Origin of the sequence: Alcanivorax sp., from assembly GCF_002726155.1 — a bacterium.
In the GTDB taxonomy this organism is placed as follows: Bacteria; Pseudomonadota; Gammaproteobacteria; order Pseudomonadales; family Alcanivoracaceae; genus Alcanivorax.
The window spans coordinates 59,096-79,554 of sequence record NZ_PBSH01000031.1 but is presented as its reverse complement, the minus strand read 5'-3'; the positions used below and the strand labels follow the sequence as shown (position 1 = coordinate 79,554).

Annotated in this window: 17 protein-coding genes; 4 read left to right on the top strand and 13 right to left on the bottom strand. The window is 57.3% G+C overall.

Going from position 1 to position 20,459, the window contains the following annotated elements:
• Positions 1–87: 87 nt before the first annotated feature.
• The 4 genes from CL546_RS09565 (at position 88) to CL546_RS09550 (ending at position 2,782) form a co-directional block, all read left to right on the top strand.
• Positions 88–765 carry a hypothetical protein gene (locus CL546_RS09565; protein ID WP_290494426.1) on the top strand — a complete coding sequence of 226 codons (678 nt, stop codon included), beginning with the start codon at positions 88–90 and terminating at the stop codon, positions 763–765.
• Positions 766–876: 111 nt separating this feature from the next.
• Positions 877–2,031: an FAD-dependent 5-carboxymethylaminomethyl-2-thiouridine(34) oxidoreductase MnmC1 gene (gene mnmC1 / locus CL546_RS09560; RefSeq protein WP_290494424.1), complete on the top strand. Its 1,155-nt coding sequence runs from the start codon at positions 877–879 to the stop codon at positions 2,029–2,031.
• Positions 2,022–2,414: an MAPEG family protein gene (locus CL546_RS09555; protein WP_290494423.1), complete on the top strand. Its 393-nt coding sequence runs from the start codon at positions 2,022–2,024 to the stop codon at positions 2,412–2,414. Before mnmC1 ends, CL546_RS09555 begins: the two co-directional genes overlap by 10 nt.
• Positions 2,415–2,542: 128 nt before the next feature.
• Positions 2,543–2,782 (top strand): YheU family protein, encoded by a 240-nt coding sequence (locus tag CL546_RS09550; protein WP_290494421.1) that lies wholly within the window; start codon positions 2,543–2,545, stop codon positions 2,780–2,782.
• Positions 2,783–2,853: 71 nt separating this feature from the next.
• Here the strand turns inward: CL546_RS09550 and CL546_RS09545 are convergent, their stop codons facing one another.
• The 13 genes from CL546_RS09545 to CL546_RS09485 form a co-directional block, all read right to left on the bottom strand.
• Positions 2,854–3,717 carry an OmpW/AlkL family protein gene (locus tag CL546_RS09545; protein WP_290494419.1) on the bottom strand — a complete coding sequence of 288 codons (864 nt, stop codon included), beginning with the start codon at positions 3,715–3,717 and terminating at the stop codon, positions 2,854–2,856.
• A gap of 14 nt (positions 3,718–3,731) precedes the next feature.
• A complete protein-coding gene (locus CL546_RS09540) occupies positions 3,732–7,079 on the bottom strand; it encodes an Ig-like domain-containing domain (RefSeq protein ID WP_290494418.1) in 3,348 nt (1,115 codons plus the stop codon).
• Positions 7,080–7,400: 321 nt separating this feature from the next.
• Positions 7,401–8,336, bottom strand: a complete 936-nt coding sequence (locus CL546_RS09535) for a ketopantoate reductase family protein (RefSeq protein WP_290494417.1) — start codon at positions 8,334–8,336, stop codon at positions 7,401–7,403.
• Positions 8,333–9,787, bottom strand: coding sequence for a DHA2 family efflux MFS transporter permease subunit (locus CL546_RS09530; RefSeq protein ID WP_290494416.1), 1,455 nt, complete (start codon positions 9,785–9,787; stop codon positions 8,333–8,335). Before CL546_RS09530 ends, CL546_RS09535 begins: the two co-directional genes overlap by 4 nt.
• Positions 9,787–10,815 (bottom strand): NADP-dependent oxidoreductase, encoded by a 1,029-nt coding sequence (locus CL546_RS09525; RefSeq protein WP_290494415.1) that lies wholly within the window; start codon positions 10,813–10,815, stop codon positions 9,787–9,789. Before CL546_RS09525 ends, CL546_RS09530 begins: the two co-directional genes overlap by 1 nt.
• Positions 10,816–10,985: 170 nt before the next feature.
• A complete protein-coding gene (locus tag CL546_RS09520) occupies positions 10,986–12,128 on the bottom strand; it encodes an acyl-CoA dehydrogenase family protein (RefSeq protein ID WP_290494413.1) in 1,143 nt (380 codons plus the stop codon).
• A 12-nt stretch (positions 12,129–12,140) separates the two neighbouring features.
• Positions 12,141–13,337, bottom strand: coding sequence for an acyl-CoA dehydrogenase family protein (locus CL546_RS09515; RefSeq protein ID WP_290494412.1), 1,197 nt, complete (start codon positions 13,335–13,337; stop codon positions 12,141–12,143).
• A gap of 18 nt (positions 13,338–13,355) precedes the next feature.
• Positions 13,356–15,443 carry a 3-hydroxyacyl-CoA dehydrogenase NAD-binding domain-containing protein gene (locus CL546_RS09510; protein WP_290494410.1) on the bottom strand — a complete coding sequence of 696 codons (2,088 nt, stop codon included), beginning with the start codon at positions 15,441–15,443 and terminating at the stop codon, positions 13,356–13,358.
• Positions 15,444–15,654: 211 nt separating this feature from the next.
• Entirely contained in the window at positions 15,655–16,839 is a 1,185-nt protein-coding gene (locus tag CL546_RS09505) for an ABC transporter substrate-binding protein (RefSeq protein ID WP_290494408.1), read from the bottom strand.
• 92 nt (positions 16,840–16,931) lie between these two features.
• Positions 16,932–17,639, bottom strand: a complete 708-nt coding sequence (locus CL546_RS09500) for an ABC transporter ATP-binding protein (protein WP_290494406.1) — start codon at positions 17,637–17,639, stop codon at positions 16,932–16,934.
• Complete coding sequence (locus tag CL546_RS09495; RefSeq protein ID WP_007149647.1) at positions 17,626–18,393, bottom strand: ABC transporter ATP-binding protein; 768 nt, start codon at positions 18,391–18,393, stop codon at positions 17,626–17,628. The genes CL546_RS09500 and CL546_RS09495 overlap by 14 nt, the downstream gene beginning before the upstream one ends.
• The gene (locus CL546_RS09490) at positions 18,386–19,450 is read right to left on the bottom strand and encodes a branched-chain amino acid ABC transporter permease (protein ID WP_290494403.1); all 1,065 of its coding nucleotides are present in this window, start codon (positions 19,448–19,450) and stop codon (positions 18,386–18,388) included. The genes CL546_RS09495 and CL546_RS09490 overlap by 8 nt, the downstream gene beginning before the upstream one ends.
• A complete protein-coding gene (locus CL546_RS09485; protein WP_290494401.1) occupies positions 19,450–20,313 on the bottom strand; it encodes a branched-chain amino acid ABC transporter permease in 864 nt (287 codons plus the stop codon). Before CL546_RS09485 ends, CL546_RS09490 begins: the two co-directional genes overlap by 1 nt.
• Between the last annotated feature and the right edge of the window lie 146 nt (positions 20,314–20,459).

Below are 20,459 nucleotides of genomic sequence, written 5' to 3'. Positions count from 1 at the left end.
TTATGCTCGTAGTTTGCCATTACTTAGGCTTTGCCACATCTCTGAACACAACGGCATATCCTTACAACAAGATATTTACCTTGCCCTATGCTGCGACCGATGAATGTAAAAGCTTGCTATCTCTTGCCTGCCCTCACACTGGCGCTTCTACTGGCGGGTTGTGCCGGCAAGCCCGTAGAGGAAACCCCGGATACACCGCTAAACGTGCAAAAGCTGGACAAGGTCAGTCTGAAAGCCACTGGGTCGGAAAATCAGGCCCGCGCACTGCCCGATCGCCAGGCGCAGCTTGGGCTCTATCAGGCGCCCAAGACCCTGGCCGGCCTGCAATTCGACGGAGAGATCAGCTCCGAACACGCGCGCACCCTGCGTTACCGGGACGCGAATGGCAAGGAACAGCTTTCGCTCACTCTGTCCGGCTTGCCCACGGGCTGGGATACCATGAAACCCGAGCGCGCCGTGGCCGGTTACTACAGCGAACTGCGCCAGCGCCGGGTCGACAAGGCGCTCAGTAACAGCGCCAACGCGCTCAGCATCATCAGCGAGCGACTGGTCGACCTGGAAGGCAACCCCAGCGCCCAGTCACAAATGCGCTGGATAGAACCCAACCGCCCGATCCAGAACCAGGCATTACTGGTCACTCTGATCAACGACGACTTCATTCGCATCAGCAACGCCAGCTATCGGCAAAAAACTGTCTGGCTGCTACAACAGGCGAAGCGTGTACTGGCAGAATTCAAGGCGGCCCAGGACGTGCCAGCTCCGTAATCACAACGTGTTACCCTAAGCGCTCTGCGAAGCCGCCAACCACACAGGTTCCATGATCACTGCCCTGTCCACTGCCCCGATCTCCACCCGATTAAAGGGGCCGTCTTTGCCATGACCGAAACCGCAGCCCCTGCTTGCCAGCATGCCATCGTCATCGGCGCCGGGCTGGCCGGAGCCACCACGGCCCGCGCCCTGGCCGAACGGAACTGGCAAGTGACCGTTGTGGACCCCCGGGGCGTTGCCGCCGGCGCCTCCGGCAATCTGGCCGGCGTGGTGTATAGCACCGCCAGCCCGCACCTGACGCCACAGAACCGCTTCTATAAGGAAAGTTACCGTCATGCATTACGCTGGCTGCACCGTTACGGCTTTCCCGCCAGCGATCAGGACGGCCAACTCAATGGGGTCATCCAGCACTTTGTAAACGACAAACAACGGGACAAATTCACCGCGGCCATGGACAGCGGCGCCTGGCCTGCCGACCTGCTGCGCCCGGCGCCGGACGGCAATGGAGTGGAACTGGTGGGCGGCGGTTACCTGCGCCCGAATCGCTGGTGCCAGCACCTGCTTGATCACCCAGGCATCACCCTGCTTCGCGAATCCGTGGCCTCACTACACGAAGGCACGCCCGCCAGCGTCATGCTGGACAATGGCAGCCAACTGCACGCCAACGCCGTGGTCGTCTGCGCCGCCGGCGCCAGCCAGCAGCTATCGGGCCAGGCCTGGCTACCGCTTAAACACATTCGCGGCCAGGTCAGTTATTGCCAGGCCACCGAGGCCTCCCGGCAATGGCAGCAGGCCCAATGCCATGGCGGCTACCTGACGCCGGCACTGGATGATCTGCATTGCGTAGGCGCCACCTTCAATCTGCACGACAGCCAACCCCGCCCCACCGATGCAGACGACGCTGACAACCTGGCACAACTGAAACACCACCTGCCCGAACACTGGCAGGCGCTAGGCGGGGAAGCCATTGTCATCCAGGACCGGCGCGTAGCCTTTCGTTGCCAGAGCCTCGACTTTCTCCCTCTGTGCGGCCCGTTGCCCGTGGCCACTGAAAACCCCCATCGCAGTGCCACCGGCCTGTACCTGAATGTGGCCCACGGCAGCCGGGGCATTACTGGCACACCGCTATGTGCCGACCTGCTGGCCGACCAGATTGGCGGGCAACCGCTTCCCGTGGATGCACAATTGGTTGACGCCCTGGACCCATCCCGGTTTATTGTTCGCAAACGCAAAAAACAACCTGAGTGGAAACCATGCAATTAATCAGCTTGCCCATTACCGCCTTGTACGCCGCCCTGTGCGGCTTTCTTGTCGTCGCCCTGGCGGCTAACGTGGTTCGCTACCGTCTGGGAAAAAAAGTGTCCCTGGGTGATGGCGGCCACAAAGACGTGAACCGCGCGATCCGTGCCCACGGCAACACGGTGGAATACATTCCGCTGGCGCTGATCCTGATGGCCTTGCTGGAAATCAATGGCGGAGGCAATAGCGCCCTGCATGTTTACGGCATCCTGCTGCTGACCGGGCGCCTGTCCTACGCCTATGGCATGCTGGTGCCCCGCAGCAGCGCCAACCTGCCCCGCCAGCTCGGCATCCTCACATCCTGGATTGTCATTGTCGGCACCGGCATCCAGTTGCTGTTGGTATAAGACGTAAGCGCGACGCCCCAAGCCTGATGCCTGACGCTAAAGGCAAAAGACGAAAAACTGAAGTTCAGGGTTTTGCACGTCATCGAATGCATCCCTGACAATATTCACTTTTTTATAGAACTGGATATATGCCCATCATTGTTCCCTGGAAAGACCTACCGCCGGATACCCTTCACAACCTGATTGAAGAATTCGTGACGCGAGACGGCACCGATTACGGCGACACGGAAATTCCCACCGCCACCAAGGTGGAGCAGGTGCGTGAACAGTTGAAAAAGGAACAGGTCTTTGTGGTCTTCGATGAGACCACCGAGAGTGTTTCCGTGCTGAGCAAGGAGCAACTCGCGGAAATAGAGAACGGCCTGTAACACAAGCCTCGCTTCTTTGACGAAGGGTTGGGTTACGCCGCGTTACGGAGTAACCCAACTGGCAACACGTTTCAGAAGGTGAAACCCACCCCCAGACTGAATGCATAGACATTCATGTCAGCGTTGAACTCCGCATCCCCCACTTCAGCATACTGGTACTGCGGCAAACCCGGCGCCCGGATGAAAGTTCTTTCCACCGTGGCCGAAACATCTTTCACGCTGATGTATTTAAAATCCGCCGCCAACCACCAGTAGTCCGTCATCCGCCAGTCCACACCCACCTGACCAACCCAGCCAAACTTGTTCTCGATTTCCAACTCTGGCTCGCCCACTTCAGTGAGAATGGGGTTAGTCACGTGGCTGTCGTAGGTGAACAGATACACCACCCCCAATCCGGCATAAGGGCGAAAATCTCGCTCGTTACGAAAACGTTTAACCAACGTCACCATGGGCGGCGCCACCTTGGTTTCCGCCACTTTTTCCCCCAAGGCCGGGACACCGGTGGGAATCCCGTTGGCTTCGGTCACCAGGGGTACATCGGCAATGCGGCCCTTGGCTTTTAGTTCAAGCGTCGGCGGCATGGCCGCCATCGTTTCTACTGACCAACCACCACCCCAGGCTCCCCACCGCAGTTTATAGCCAATCGTTGCCGCCGGAATCATCAGCGGGTCACTAAAGGCATCACCTTCCTGTTCTCCTGATTCCACCGCCACTTCAGCAATTTCCGACAGATTGCTCAAAGTGATCGAGTTGGTCTTTACATCCGGGCTCATATAGAGAGCCCCGAGACGAAAATAGAGGCGGTCCTCGCCGAACAACTTCTGGGTAAACTTCACCCCGGGATAGTCCGGTCCGTAAAGATCCTGAGCGGCGGTGGCGCTGCCTCCCAACATTGTTAATGCGGCAGCAAGGTAAACCCGTTTTTTATTAGTCATTGTTATTTTCATGATCAAAGATCTCCCGCGTTTTCCTGGCCAGCCGAGGTAAAACGCGCGTGGGCCGGATTGTTGACCACCCGGATGCGGAAGTCGTCCTTGGCAATGCCCAGTTCAAGAGAGCCAACGCCCTCTTCCGGCAGCACCCCGCCAATAATCAGATCCAGCAGGTCACCCAATACCGGGATAAGGGCCCCCAGGTCGATACTCAGATTCAGAGAGGCAGCAATGGCAGATGCATTACTCGATTCCAGCGTAATCTGGCCATTGCGCAGGAATTTCACCGGTCCGTTCAGATAGGCAGACACCGGCAGGCTTCTCACGTTGGCGTCAGCCACATTCGGAATGGCTGCCCCACCGGGGATCAATGCCGAGAAAAGTCGCACATCCGGCGCATCCAGCCAGGCATCCAGACGGGTAATAAAAACCGGATCGTCTATTTCCTCCCCGGTGTCCGGGTCGATGGCATTGATCACGAACCCCCGCAACGGCTGCGGCGGCATGTCGTCATAGGGTCGGAAACGCAGCACCAGCGCTCCCGTTTCCAATGGCAGAGGAATCAAGTCGCCCAACACCGGAATCGCCAGGTTTGCGTTGGCAACCAGCGACGTCCCCATGACATGCTGGGCATTAATTTCTACCGGAATAGCCGTATCTCCCACCGTCTGGATACAATAAATATCGCCATCGGCATCTTCCTCGGTGGCACACCAGCGACCATTACCTTCATCCACCAGACCGATGTAACTCAGATCCAGTGGCACCTTGGGCAAAAACGCCATGGGCAACGCCGCATGGGTAAAGATCTGGTCGCCCTCATCAAGATTGGCGCCCCCGATCAAGCCACCGGTGCTTTTCACAAAGCCCCGGGCATGGTTTTTTTCTGCGTCCGGCTCGTCAACATCCTGAACACCGTTACCGTTCACGTCTGTGTATGTGCGAGTCAGCACCGTGGCATAGGCTGCTCCCACATCCGGCGTCGCGGTAAAATCAATCAGAATGGGCGGACCACCTTCGCAGGGCATATTGGAGAGAGGGCCACAGGTACCCATGCCATTGAGCGGATCCGTATTGATACCCAGATTGTCGAAACGGCCATGACTACGGAATACGGCCTCCCCATTGTCACCACCGTTGATCACCAGCCGGTATGCCCTGCCCGGCACCATGGTGTTGGGCGGCGGTACCGCACGCAGACGCAGGCTGTTACGGCGGGCTGACAGCGCAATAGATGCCCAACCGCTCTCCGTTGCTTCAGCCAGACACATGGCTCCGCCTTCACAGGACTCACCATCAGCCGTAATGGTGCCAAAGGTCATGGACGCCAGCTCCATGGGCATATTGAAGCTCACCTCAATGGGGCGGCTGACGTCGTAAAAGAAGGGATAGTAAAGTGAGTCGTCGGCCAGGCCGCCCACGCAACGCCCCGCCATTTCCAGCGTATTACCCTGGGCATCTTGGCGCTCGACACCACGGTCTTCCAGGGCACAGCCGATACCGGGGTACAACCCCAACACCACCGGCGGCAGCACCGGAGCATCGTTATTGGCCGCGTAGCTGGCGGTATCAAAAACAATCTGCCCACTGCCATCGGTGGCGTCACCGGGCACAAATTCCAGGTGAGAAGGATCGAAAATATCCATGTCTTTCAGGTTATCGCCCAGATCCAGGTTATAGCGTTCACCCGCCGCCAATTCATCAAGCGGCGTGATCACCAGATTGGAGCCACTGCTGCGCACCTGAATCGGCACCGGCTCGTTGCTGGCCTGACGGAACAGCTGAACCCCGTCCATTCCCTCGTCACTCACCGGCTCGTTGAATACCACGATGATATTGTTGCTCGGCTCTACCTGGGTTTGGTTATGTTCGGGAAAGGAACCGGTAACCCGCAGCGGATCACGGTTGAGTTGTTCAAATTCGAATGCCGAATCCGCACGCACCCCCAACGCAAAATCCGCGCTCACTTTGGCTGCACCACTGAGGATATCCAGCTCCAGAGTACGGAAGACTTCGAAAGTCAGGGCGCCATCCTTTACGTCCACCACACCGACTGCCTGCACATGCATCAGGTTCTGGTTAACCGAGGCATTGCCTCGCGGCTCTACCGCATGCATGGCGAGATCGAAATTCATGTGGACATACATCGGCGCAAAGTCGTCATCGGGCTGAAAGCCCTCGGGCCGATAGGGATTGGTGGTCAGATAACCGGTGACGTCGGTAACAAAGGTGCCGATCAGATCACCGGTGAACATGGGCGTGCGTACTTCACCGCCCAGCAGGATTGGGTCGATGCCGGTAATGCGCAGCTGCTGACCGGCGCGGGCCACCACAGGCACGGCTTGCACATGCTCATCCGGGCGACCCATCCAGCCCTCCAGCACCAGCGGCATGGCATCCACCTGGGTAAGCCCCAGGGCCTCGGTCACCAGGTTGAACTGGTTGAGCGGTAGCCCATGCAGGCGTGACGTTTCCGGGTACCCGGGATCACCCAGCGCAGGCTGGGCTTTCATCAACTGCTTGATCGGCGGATTGAGATCGGCCACATCATCCTTGGATAACCGCGGCGTCAGTTCATAAACCACCGTCTCCAGCACGTCCTCATCAAAGTCCTGCAGCCCTTCCAGCGTCAGCGTGTAGGTATCACCACCGATCAGATCGTCTTTCGGATCGAGAGTAATGTAATGGCGTTCGCTCAGAATGCGCGCATCTACCAGTTCGCCGGATTCCTGATGCACGAGCTGTACCGTGTCACCGTAGCGTACGGTAGTTTGCACCAACGGTTCGGTAAAGGTGATGCGTACCGGGGAAAAATCCATGAACGGAAAACGTTCAGTCCCTTCAGGCTCAGGCAGATAGACCCTGGGGTTTTCCTGATTGATGACCAACACCTCGGGGGCCTGATCAGGCACTGGGTGATACTGGCGAGTGCGGAAGGTGATCAGCGGGCCGTTCTGGCCCAGGTTCACCACTCCCGGGGCAATCTCGGGTGACACCCAAAGGCGATATTGCTCACCCGCACGCAAGGTCTCCATGGAAAACGTCAAGGTCCGATTCCGGTTCGACACCTCGGCACTCGCCAGGTCAACCAGATTGCCTTGGCTGTCCGCCAGGCAAAGCGCCCCGACAAAGTCGTCACCGTCAGGCTGACAATCTTCCTTTGCCGCCGCCTCATTAATGCTGTTGGAAAACGTCAGTAGCAGCTTGCTTCCCAGAGGCAAGTCCACCATGCCACTGGAAGGATAGGCATAAATGAGGGCGTTGCCAGGGTCCGGCGGCACGAACACATCCGGTTCTTCTTCACAGCCTTGCAGCAATGGCAGCAGCAGGCAGGCGATGGCGGGGAGTTTTATTATACGCATCATGTCACCCTTTTCTTGTTTTCGGACTACATAGTCACGGATGCATGCGACAGCGCGCCAGTGCCTGCGCGTTAGCGTTTGTAATTTAAAAATCCACAAAAATCAGTATTTTATCTACTTTTACGGTATACGAGGACATTTTCCGTGTATCCGTCTCAAACACTCACCCCTTCTTTTACAGGCTCGTCCCCCGACCGACTTTCATTAAGCGCTTTTGCACTGATCAACTTATTGCTTAACAAAAAGGTGACAAAAAAAACCGCAACATGACGATAAGTATCATGGTGCGGCCTGATTGACATGATTTGGTTCAGTGGCGAATCGTCATGCCTGCCGGATGCGCAGCGTTACCAGCACCGTGCGCAGATGGGGAACGGGCACATTCAGGCGGTCCGCTATGGCGACCACGTTGCCAAGAATCGCATCCAGCTCAATGGGCCTGTCGTTCAGATAATCCAGCGCCATGGAGTTCTTATACGCGCCCATGGCCCGGGTGCCCGACAAGTTCTTCTCAATAATGTTATCCGGCATCGGATAACCGTCCGCCTTAGCCACCGCGATCACTTCTTCCATGAGCGTACGAATCAACGCTTCCCCCCCGGGGGCATCGAGCATGGATAAGGTATCGGCCCCATTGGCCAGCACACTCAACGGATTGAACGGGGTATTCCAGACGCATTTTCGCCAGCGTTCGCCAACCACAGCATCCGTCTCGTTGATATCGATGCCCCCCTCTCGGAACAAGCCCGCCAAATGCTCACAATGGTGATCAAAACCCTGGGGGAAATTTCCCATGACCAGCTGCCCGTAAGCCTGATGGTTCACGGTGCCCGGCCCGGTGCGGCTTACCGCGATAAACGCGAGGCAACTCACCAGAGGGTTACTCGGGAAGGCCTCCGCCAACTCACGCTCAATATCCAGACCGTTCTCAATCAACACCAACCCGGTGTGCTCCCCTAGCCAGGGCCGCACCAATTCCGCCCGGTCTACGCCCGGCAGCACCTTGACGCACAGCAGCACATAATCCGGAACCCGCACCGGGGACTCGCCCGGCTGATAAACATGATCCGGCATCCACGACAGCTCACCCAGCGGGCTGGTAAACCGAAAGCCGTCGGCTTTTACTGCTTCATAATCCGACCGCAGCACCACGCTGACAGAACAACCCGCCCGCTTCAGAATCGCGCCATAGAAACTCCCGATAGCGCCAGCGCCGATTACCAGAATGTCTGGTTTCCCATTGCCGGTGTTGTGCTTCATTGTGTCTGCTCTCCCATACCTCGAATACCCTGCTGCATGTTGCGCAGAGGCAACAGCGCCACCACGAAAATTGCCAACAACAGCAGGAATGCCATATCAAAACCCGACTCAAACGCCTGCGCTGTCGAGGCAGCCGGCCGGGCCTGTGCAAAGGATTCACTGAAAAACTGAATGCACAAAGCGCACAGATTCACGCCCAGTGCGCCACCAATCTGGCGGCCAAAATTGAAGATGCCCGAGCCCTGGGGGATCAGCCCCGGAGGCAACAGGCCCAAGGCGCCGGTGGACGACGGCGGCATCATCAACCCCAGCCCCACCCGGCCCAGCAGGGTCCACCACACCAACCAGACCGCTGAGGTGCCCAGGTTGGCGCCAGCCATCAGCACCATATTGAAAATGAACAACACCAGCCCCGCCGCCATGATGCGTGTTTCCGGAAAGCGGTCGGTTAAGTGTCCCGCCACGGGAAAGGTAAACGCCATGGCCAGACCCGCCGGCATCAACATCAACCCTGCGCTGGCCGCACTCTCGCCCAGCACCTGTTGAAAATACAGCGGCGTAATGTAGGTAGAGGCAAACACCCCGGCACCAATCACCATGGACATGAGAAAGCTGCCGGTGAACCCCTGGTAACGAAACACGCGCAGATCCATCAACGGGTGCCGCAGGCGGGTTTGCCAGTAAATGAAAAAGCCCGTTAGGCCCAGCCCGCCCAAAAACGCCAGCAACAGCGCCGGGTCTAACCAGTCACGGCGGTGGCCGTTAGCCAGCGCCCACAACAAGGCAGTGATACCCAGTGCCAGCGACACCAGGCCAATCCCGTCAAGCGTCACCGGTTCCGCTTCTGCTTCACGTTTTGGCAGGTAACGGGCAGCCATTACCATGCCGACAACACAGGCCGGCAGCACCACCAGAAAGACTGCCCGCCAGGACAGCGTATCCACCAGCACCCCGCCAATAGCCGGCGCAATGGCTGGCCCCAATACGACACCCAGCCCATAGATACCCATAGCCTGACCGCGACGATTGAGAGGAAACACCTGGAAGATGGTAATCATGGCCAGCGGCTGAATCAGCCCGGCCAGCAGACCCTGCCCCACCCGGGCAGCCACCAATAAAGGAAAATGTTCACTGACAGCGCCAATAATGGACACCACCACGAACAGGCCCATGGCCAACAAATAAGCACCACGGGCCCCGAATCGTTGAGTGCACCAGGCATTGAGCAGCATGCCTACCGTCATCGCTGCCAGGAAACCGGTCGCCAGCCAGTGCACTTGATCCTGCGCCAGCTGGAACTCGGTCATGATGGTAGGAATGGCTACATTGATAATGGTGGATGCCAGCACCACAGACATGGTGCCCAGCATCACCGTTATCGTTGCGAGCCAGCGGTAACGCGGGCCATGCAGAGCAAAAAGCGCCTGGACCTGCGCTTCCACTGTTGCCATTACCGGGAGGTATCTTCGCTGACCCGTACCAACAGCTTGCCCCGGTTACGACCTTGCAGCAGCCCCTGAAAGGCATCCACGGTATTTTCCAGCCCTTCAACCACATCTTCCTGGTACTGGATTTTGCCGGCCTGCATCCAGGTACTCATGTCGCGGACGAAATCTTTCATCAGATGCGCATAATCAAACTGGATAAAGCCCTTGATCAGCACACGCTTCACCAGCAGCTTGGTCAGAAACGCGGGCAACTGGTCCGGCCCCTGGGGCGCCTCGGTATCGTTGTAATGAGCGATACGACCGCACAGGGGAATACGCGCAAAGTCGTTTACCAGCTTCATCACCGCATCAAACACCTTGCCACCCACGTTTTCAAAATACACGTCGATGCCATTCGGGCACGCGGCTTTAAGCTGAGCTTCGAAGTCGTCGTCCTTGTAATTCACGCAGGCATCAAAACCATAGGTATCGACCACGTGCTTACATTTGTCCGGCGCACCGGCAACGCCGACTACGCGGCAGCCTTTGATCTTGGCGATCTGCCCAACGATCTGGCCCACCGCGCCGCTGGCCGCAGACACCACCACGGTTTCGCCTTCTTTGGGTTGGCCAATTTCCAGTAGCCCTGCGTAGGCGGTAAAGCCCGGCATGCCCAGTACACCCAACGCCGTGCTGATTGGCACCTGTTTCGGGTCCAGCTTGCGCAGCATCTCTTTGCCCTGCACGGAATATTCCTGCCAGCCACCAAAGCCCAGCACATAATCACCGGCTTCATAGCCTTCCAGCCGCGATTCCACAATCTGGCCGACGGTACCGCCCTGCATCACATCTCCCAGCTCCACGCTGGCCGCGTAGGACTTGGCCGGGCTCATGCGCCCACGCATGTAAGGATCCAGGGACAGGTAGATAGTCTTGATCAGTACCTGGCCCTCTTTCGGCGAAGGCATCGCACCGTCTTTCAAAGGCAGATGTTCTGGCTGAGGCATCCCCTTGGGGTACTCGGATAAAATAATCTGGCGATTCACACTCATGCTTTCTCTCCCGTAAAACGCAAAAAATAAAAGTCAGTCCACAGACTGGGGGAAGGCAGGCCCGCTTCAAATAGCGCATGGCGCGGATTGTCGTTTCACGCCGCCCCTGTGTCGTTAGCGACCGCGCATCACAACCAAAAAGGGCGACCGAAGCCGCCCTTTTCATCTACTTATGCTGCATCGTCATCCACATCCAGCAAGCTTTCCAGCTGCTGCATGTGATAACCCAGATCACCCAGCTGGTGATCAATCAGCACAATCCGCTTGGCGTAATGAGCCACTGCGGTTTCTTCCATCATGCCCATGCCACCATGCAACTGGATGGCTTCTTCCGCCACCTTGCGGCCAGACTTGCCGATAATCGCCTTGGCAGCCGCCAGACGCTTGGCACAGACCTGGGCCGGCGCATCCAGAGAGCAGGCCGCAAAAATGGTCATCGAGCGGGCCTTTTCCAGCTCCATACGCATTTCCACCATGCGATGTTGCAGCGCCTGGAACTTGCCAATGGCCACACCAAATTGCTGACGCTCCTTGATGTAAGCCAGAGTCTGATCACAGGCCACTTCCATTGCACCAGTGGCTTCTGCGCACAGGGCCACAATACCCAGGGCCAGGGAGGCTTCAAGCGCATCAATGGCCTTGCCTTCTTCGCCCAGCAGCTCAGCCGCCGCACCGTTGAAAGTGATTTCTGCAGCACGCAGCCCATCGATGGTTTCGTAACCACGGCGGCTGACACCGTCGGCATTGGCATCGACGATAAACGCAGACAAGCCATCACGGTCCGTGCCATTACCACCGGTGCGGGCAATCACCACCAGCTGGTCGGCGCTGTCGCCGTGAAGCACCACAGCTTTCTTGCCTGTCAGGCTGTAGCCATCACCACTTTTCTCTGCGGTGGCTGCAACGTGGGTATGGTCATAACGGCCTTCCGGCTCGTAAGCCGCCAACGCCAGACGCAACTCACCGCCGACGATGGCACTGATCAGTTTTTCTTTCTGGGCATCGCTGCCCAGGGAATTGATCAAGGTCCCGCTCAGCACCACTGTGGCCAGATAAGGTTCCAACACCAGGCCACGGCCAAAGCCTTCAGCCACCACCATCAGTTCCGGGCCGCCGCCATTGAAACCACCGAAGTCTTCGGAAAACGGCACACCCAACAGGCCAAGCTCGGCAAACTGCTGCCACATTTCTGCGGAATAACCCAGTTCACTGGTGCGGGCTTTCTCGCGTACGTCGAAGGGATAACCATCGCGAACCAGACGGCCCACGGTTTCCTCGAGCATGCGCTGTTCATCGCTCAGTTTAAAATCCATGCTCAATACTCCTTACAGACCGAGAATCATCTTGGCGATGATGTTCTTCTGAATTTCGTTGGAACCGCCGAAGATCGACAGCTTGCGCATATTGAAGTACTTGGCGGACACCGTGTTGGCGAAATCCGGCCCAACCAGCTCACCGTCATAATCCGCATCGAAGGTTTCCGGCAGGAACGGCTGGGCGTAAGGGCCAGCCGCACGACGGAACAGGTCGGTAATTTCCTGACGCAGTTCGGTACCCATGATTTTCAGGAACGAACTCTCCGCACCGGGTACACCACCGGCCTGGGCCGCAGCCACGGTACGCAGGTTGGTCATTTCCAGCGCCATCAGCTCCATTTCCACATCCGCCAGACGGTTGCGGAACAGCGGATCCTCAATCAGTGGCTTGCCGTTCTGCTGTACCTTGCGCGCCACTTCTTTAAGGTGCTTGAGAGCCGCCTTGGACTGGCCCACACCGGCGATGCCGGTACGCTCGAAGGTGAGCAAGTACTTGGCACAGGTCCAGCCCTTGTTCTCTTCACCCACCAGGTTTTCTACCGGCACTTTCACTTCATCGAAGAATACTTCGTTGACTTCATGCTCGCCGTCCAGCGTGATCAGTGGACGCACGGTGATGCCCGGCGTTTTCATGTCAATCAGCAGGAACGAAATCCCTTCCTGTTTTTTGGCACTGGGGTCAGTGCGCACCAGGCAGAAAATCCAGTCTGCGTGCTGGCCCAGGGTGGTCCAGGTTTTCTGTCCGGTTACCACATAGTGATCGCCTTCACGCACCGCTTTGGTTTTCAGGCCCGCCAAGTCAGAACCGGCGCCCGGCTCGGAATAACCCTGACACCACCACACATCACTGTTGAGGATGGGCGGCAGGTACTTCTGCTTTTGCTCTTCGGTACCGAACTTGATGATCACTGGCGCCACCATGTTCACACCAAACGGCAACACACTCGGAGCTCCGTACTCTGCACATTCTTCTTCAAAAATATGCTTCTGGATCGGAGACCAGCCAGTGCCACCATGTTCTTTTGGCCAGTGCAGGGCCATCCAGCCCTGTTCATTAAGAATTTTCTGCCAGCGCACGGAGTCGTCTTTGCTCAGATGCTGGCCGTTCTTCACTTTGCTGGCGATTTCTTTCGGCAGCTTGGTATCCAGAAAGACGCGCACTTCATCACGAAACGCCAGTTCTTCCGGGGTAAAATTAATGTCCATGATTACCTCAGCTAATGCTTATTTGCTGTAGAAGCCCTTGCCCTGCTCTGCCAGATCGCTAAGCAGCTTGGCAGGCTTCCAGACATCCGAGCCGGTTTGTTGATAGATCTCGTTCACTTTGTCGAAGATGGCTTTCACACCCACCTGATCTGCCCAGAACAGCACGCCCCCCCGGTACACCGGGAAGCCGTAGCCATAAATCCAGATCACATCCACATCCAGCGGACGCGCAGCGATGCCTTCCTCCAGAATCTTCGCGCCTTCATTGACCATCACGTACATGCAGCGCTCCAGGATTTCCTGATCGCTGATCTCACGTGGCGCGATACCGTTATCGCTGCGGTAAGTCTCAATAATGCCGTCAACAGCCGCAGACGGTACAGGGGTACGATCGCCGTCTTTATAGTCAAATACGCCGGCCTGGGTTTTCTGGCCAAGGCGCCCCGCTTCCACCAGCTCATCGGTCCAGTTGCGGGCCGGAGCATTGGCCGGGTCTTCCTTGCGCAGTTCCTCGCGGATGCGATAACCCACATCCATGCCCGCCAGGTCAGACATGGCAAACGGCCCCATGGGGAAACCCAGATCAAACAGTACCTTGTCCACCTGCTGGGGGCTGGCACCTTCATTAACCAGCTGTACCGCTTCCGCCTGCCGGCGGTGCAGCATACGGTTGCCCACAAAGCCGTGACACACACCAACCAGCACACCGACCTTGCCAATCCGGCGGCTCAGATCCATCACCGTGGCGATCACCTCATCAGAGGTTTTCTCACCGCGGACATTTTCCAGCAGCTTCATGACATTGGCAGGGCTGAAGAAATGCATGCCCATGACATCTTCCGGGCGCTGAGTGAACCCGGCAATGCGGTCTACATCCAGCGTGGACGTGTTGGTAGCGAGAATCGCACCGGGTTTGCACACCCGATCCAGCTCACTGAACACGGCTTCTTTCACGTCCATGTTCTCGAACACGGCTTCAATCACCAGATCCACATCGCTCAAATCATCGTAGCGCAAGGTGGGCTGAATCAACGCCATGCGCTGTTCCACCTGCTCATCGGTGATGCGGCCTTTTTTAGCCGTGTTTTCGTAGTTCTTGCGAATGACCGCCACGCCCCGCTCCAGCGCGTCTTCCTTTACTTCCAGCAGGCGCACGGGAATGCCGGCATTGGCGAAGTTCATGGCGATACCGCCGCCCATGGTGCCAGCACCAATCACCGCCACCTGGTTGATCTCGCGCTTGGGAGTGTTCTTGTCCAGGCCGGGCACCTTGGCCACTTCCCGTTCGGCAAAGAACACATGACGCTGGGCCGCCGACTCTGGAGACACCAGTAACTTGAAGAACAGTTCCCGCTCGCGCTCCACCCCTTTATCGAACGGCAGCTCCACCGCCGCTTTCACTGCCTTGATGCAAGAAAATGGCGCCTTGAAACCGCGCTGTTTGCGAGCAATGGATTGCTCGAACTGATCGAACAGCCCGTCTTGCGCATCCGGCACGGCCAGATCACAGAGTTTTCTCAAGGGTGCGTTATCCGCCAGTAATTGACGGGTATAGGCCAGCGCACCGTCCAGCAGATCACCGCTGACCACCTCATCAACCAGCCCCAGTGACAAGGCCTCTTTGGCTTTCACCGGGTTCCCGCCGACAACCATTTCCAGTGCTTTCTGCGCACCCACCAGCCGCGGCAATCGCTGAGTGCCACCGGCACCGGGGAGCAGCCCCAGCTTCACTTCCGGTAACCCCAGGCGGGCGCTGTCCAACGCCACGCGGTAGTCACAGCCCAGCGCGACTTCCAGTCCACCGCCCAAGGCGGTGCCATGAATCGCTGCGACGATCAGCTTGTCGCTGGCTTCATATTCATCAATCACGGCCGGCAAGGCCGGCTGCTGGGGGGGCTTGCCGAATTCACGAATATCGGCACCGGCCGGAAAGGTTTTGCCTTCACCGATTACCACCACCGCCCGAATCTGTTCATCTGCCAGTGCCTCACGGAGGCATTGCTGCAGGCCTTCGCGTACGCCATGGCCCAGCGCATTCACCGGGGGATAATTGATGCGGATAACGCCAATGTCGCTATCGCGACTGAGGCTGACCGGGTTACTCATTACGACTCTCCTCAGGACGTCCTTCCCGTCTGCATCGCCGGTACGGCGTAAAAGGCAGCGCCAGCCCGGTTATCGGGCCGCACAGGAAAGGATCAGATTGATACCAGTATAAGCAAAGACAAGCGGGTTTCAATTATTTCGAAATATAATTTCATTATTTGAAAAAGACCGAAAAACGGGGCGACTGGCGCCCCGTTTCCGTGATGACGGTTTATTCAGCCAACACTTCAGACATACGCTGCAATACCACTTCGCCGTTCTTCACGGTAGCGATATTCGGGTCCGCCATCATGCCGCCCTTGTCATCAATCGCCGTCACACCGTAGGGATTATTCTCCGGCTTCAGGTTCTTCAGCGCCGCCCCGAAAGCACCGCGGATTGCCTTGGCATCTTCAACGGTACCGGCTTCCTGCATGGCCTGAACCACCGTGTGCAAAGCGAAGTAGTTATAGGCCACTTCAGTGGTCGGGTCCTTCTCCGCGTTCTGCTTGTGATATTTGGACACGAACGCCTTGGCACCCGGCTCTTCATAAAGCGTCAACGGCACCACACCCACAGAGCCTTCCAGCATTTTGTAGCCACCGATAATCTTGGACATTTCACCCATCTTGGCCTGGTCCATGATCACGAAACCACCCTTGAAACCCAGCTCACGGGCCTGTTTCGCCACCAGCGCGGTGGGCTCGGACGCACCACCGATGAACATCACGTCCGGCTTCTCCGCCAGCACCTTGCTCACGCCGGTGTAGAAGTCCGCGGACTTGTTGTAGTCCATCGGGTTATCCGCCACCACGGTACCGCCCATGGCTTCCCAGGTCGGCACAAAGGCCTTGGTCCAGTATTTGGCATAGTCGTGGGTGGCGTTGGCCACGGCCACCTTCTTGCCGTTTTCCTTCATGGCGATTTTGGTAAACGGCTTCATGTAACCGGTAAAGGTGGGCGGAATCCGTACGGTCAGCTCATTGCCTTTCTCCGTCACCGTGGGCACCGAGGTGTACGACATCACCACAAAACCATCGCGTTCGTTGAACGCTTGCAGCGCAAAGGTACCACCGGAGTGCGGCGTAAAAATCACCGGCGCACTGTACTGCTGCACCAGCCGCTTGCCGTTCACCGCTGCCTGACTGGGCGAGTACTTGTCATCCAGCGACACCAGGTTAATTTCGTAGGTCTCGCCACCCACGGTGAAACCGCCAGCATCGTTGATTTCCTTTGCCGCCATCTGCAAACCTTCCAGGGTGTTCTGGCCGTATAACGCCGCACCACCACTCAAAGGCCCGGTAAAACCGATATTCACCTCTTCTGCCGCCTGCGCGCCCGTGGCTGCCAGGGCGATTGCGCTGGCACAGGCCAGGCGGCGAAAGCGATTAATCAGAGTCTGTTTTCCGTTACCCATGAAACTCTCCCGTTGTTTTTTTGCTCAAACCGTGAGTCTTGTGTTGTAGCAATTGATTATGTTGTAGCGCACACGCTGCTACCGGATCACGATTACGCGCCAATATAGGCTTTGCGAATGGCTTCGTTACCCAGCATCGCGTCTTTATCACCCTCCATGACCAGGCGACCGTTTTCGATCACATAGGCACGGTGGGCAATCTTGAGTGCGGCGAAGGCATTCTGCTCCGCCAGCAAAACCGTGGTGCCTTGCTCGTTGATGCCCTTGATGGTTTCAAACATCTGCTTGACCACCAGTGGCGCCAGCCCCAACGAGGGCTCATCCAGCAATAGCAGTTTGGGTCTTCCCATCATGGCACGACCAATGGCAACCATTTGCTGCTGACCACCACTGAGAGACCCGGCGGACTGATCCTTCTTTTCATCCAGAATCGGAAACAGCGCCAGAATTTCTTCCAGTGTCTTTTTAATCGCCGCCTTGTCACGGCGATGCACATAGGCGCCCAGCATCAGATTTTTCAGCACGGACATTTCCGGAAACAGCTTGCGCCCTTCCGGACACTGCACCACGCCACTTTGTACCAGCCCCGACGGCTTCAGCCCGGTGACATCAGTGCCATCCAGGGTAATGGTGCCTGCCGACGGCTTGATCAGGCCGCTGATGGTATTGAACAAGGTGCTCTTGCCGGCGCCATTGGCGCCCAGTAGCACGACCAATTCGCCCTGAGCCACCGACATGGAGACCTGCTCCAGTGCTTTGAAGCTGCCGTAACGGGCTTCCACGTTATTAAGCTGCAGCATCTTCATCACTCCCCAGATAGGCCTCGATCACCAACGGATTATTTTTCACTTCATCCGGCGTGCCTTCAGCAATTTTTTCGCCATGGTCGATCACCATGATCTTGTCTGCCAGGCTCATGATCATGTCCATCTTGTGCTCAATCAGACAGACCGTGACACCGTGATCCACCATCTTGCGAATCAAGGCCGCCAGGTTTTCAGTTTCTTCCGGATTGATCCCGCCAGCCGGTTCATCCAGCAGCACCAACTCGGGATCGGTGGCCAGCGCCAACGCAAATGCCACCCGCTTTTTTTCTTCCTGGCTGATATCCGCAGTAATGCGGTGGCCGATATGCGACAGACCGACAAAATCCAGCACTTCCTGCGCCCGGGCACGACATTTTTTTTCTTCATCGCGCAGACGTTTGGAATTAATGATCACATCCCACAGGCGGGACTGGGTGCGCAAACGATGCCCCACGATCAGGTTGTCCAGCACAGTGGATTGATCGAACAACATGGTGGTCTGGAAAGTCCGCGCGATACCCAGCCGGGCAATGCGATCGCAAGCCATGCCGGTAATATCCATGCCTTGATATTCGATACGACCTTCCGTGGGCGCCATGGCACCGGCCACCAGATTGAAGAAGGTGCTCTTGCCAGCCCCGTTGGGGCCGATGATCGCGTTGATCTTGTTCGCTTCGAATTCGATGCTGACGTTATTCACCGCCGCCAGGCCACCAAAACGCTTGGTGAGGTTATGAATTTTAAGCATGGTTCCCGGCCTCCTGCGTGGATGTGGCTGGCGTCTTGTCGGTGGACGTTTTACTGACAGCGGCTTGCTTCGCCGTGTTGGCATCATGGGCGGCCGCAAGACGGCGCCCTCGCCAGGCCAGGAACGAGCCCACCACCCCTTTCGGGAAGAAAATGACCAGCACCACCAGCATCGGACCGAACACGATCATCCGGTACTCTTCCAGAAACTGCAGCGACTGGGTCAGCCAGGTAATGGCCAGAGTGCCCAGCAGCGGGCCCATCAGGGTGCCGATGCCGCCGACCAACAGGTAGGTAATCATGTCGAAGGTGTGGGTCACTTCCGCTTCCGCCGGGCCGATGAAACGCACCATGCCAGCATACAGGGCCCCCGCCACACTGGCGTACGTGGTAGACAGCACAAACGCCAGTACCTTGTTACGCATCAGGTTGATCCCCAGCGATGCCGCCAGATCATCACTGATACGAATGGCGAGAAAAGTGCGCCCCAGCAAAGAGTGGGCAATGCGTGATGCCAGCCAGATAGACAGCACCATGAATGCCAACGCCAGGTAATAGAACGGGGTGGTCTCGGTGAAGTCCACCAGCCCGAAACCGCTCGGCGCAGGGATATTGATAATCCCCAGAGCACCGTGGGTCAGCTCTTCCCACTTATCCAGCAACAGATAAATGATAAAGCCCACGCACAGAGTGAAAATGGCAAAGTAGTGTTCTTTCAGGCGCAGGGAGATCACCCCCACCAGAAAACCGAGCAGAGCGCCCACGGCCCCTGCCGCAATAAACGCCGGCCAAAAGGCCCAGCCATGATCCACGGTGAGGATTGCCAGGGTGTACGCGCCGATGGCGAAGAAACCACCATGGGCCAGATTCAACTGACCACACAGACCAGTGATGATATTCATGCCATACACGGCAATGGCCCAGACAAACGCCAGTGCCATCACATAGATCTGGTACTCGTTGCTCGCCACAAAGGGAAACAACAGCGCCGCAACGATCATGACCATCTTCATGGCCGGAGTCATAAGGAAGTTGGAAATCTTGGTCAGGGCGTTCATTAGTGGACCCCCTTGCTGAACAGGCCGGTAGGCTTAATGGACAGAATCACCACCAACAGAGCAAACGCGATGATGTCTTTGTAATCGGTGGAGATATAAAAACCACCAAACGCTTCGGCGAAGCCAATAATCAGGCCGCCAACAATGGCGCCGGGAATGGAGCCCATGCCACCGAGGATGATGATCACAAAGGCTTTCATGATCAGCAGATGCCCCATGGCCGGGTAGACCAGGTTGATCGGCGCAAACAGGGTTGCCCCCACCGCCGCCAGTGCCCCGGAAATGGCAAAGGTCATCATCGCCACCCGGTTGGCATCAATACCGACCAGAAAGGCGCCCTCACGGTTCTGGGCCATGGCCACGATGGTGGAGCCGGTCATGGTTTTCTTCAGGAACAGGTGCAGCACTGCCATCAGTGAAAATGCACCGGCAATAATCAGCACCCGCTGAGCCGGAATGGTCATGCCGGCAATATCCAGAATCTCGGTATAGGGGGTCGGCATGCGGCGGAACTCGGCGCCCCACTGCATCTGCACCAGCGCTTCGAGAAACAACATGATGCCGATAGCCGCAATTTTGTCGTGAATCGGCGGCGCATCGCGCAACGGATTGAACACCAGCCGTTCACACAGTACCGCCAGCACCGCCACCGCGACGGCAGCCAACAGCATGGCCACCCAGTAGTTCACACCGAAGTCGACCATGGTGATATACGAGACATAGGCGCCGACCATATACAGCGCCCCGTGAGCAAAATTCGGTACGTGCAGAATGCCGTACACCAGCGTCAGCCCCAGGGCCACCAGCCCGTAGATGCTGCCCAGCGTCAGGCCATTGAGCACTTGTTGAAAGAACAGTTCCAAGGCAAAGCCTCCTGTTTGGGAGAAACCCGCCGGCGATATGCCGTCATTCCCTCGCGGTTACAGACCACGTAAGGCACCGGTTTCTCGTTTTGCGTTGTTATTCAGCTCCGCGGAGTAGCGCTTCCGCTTATTGGTTTATGCTGGAG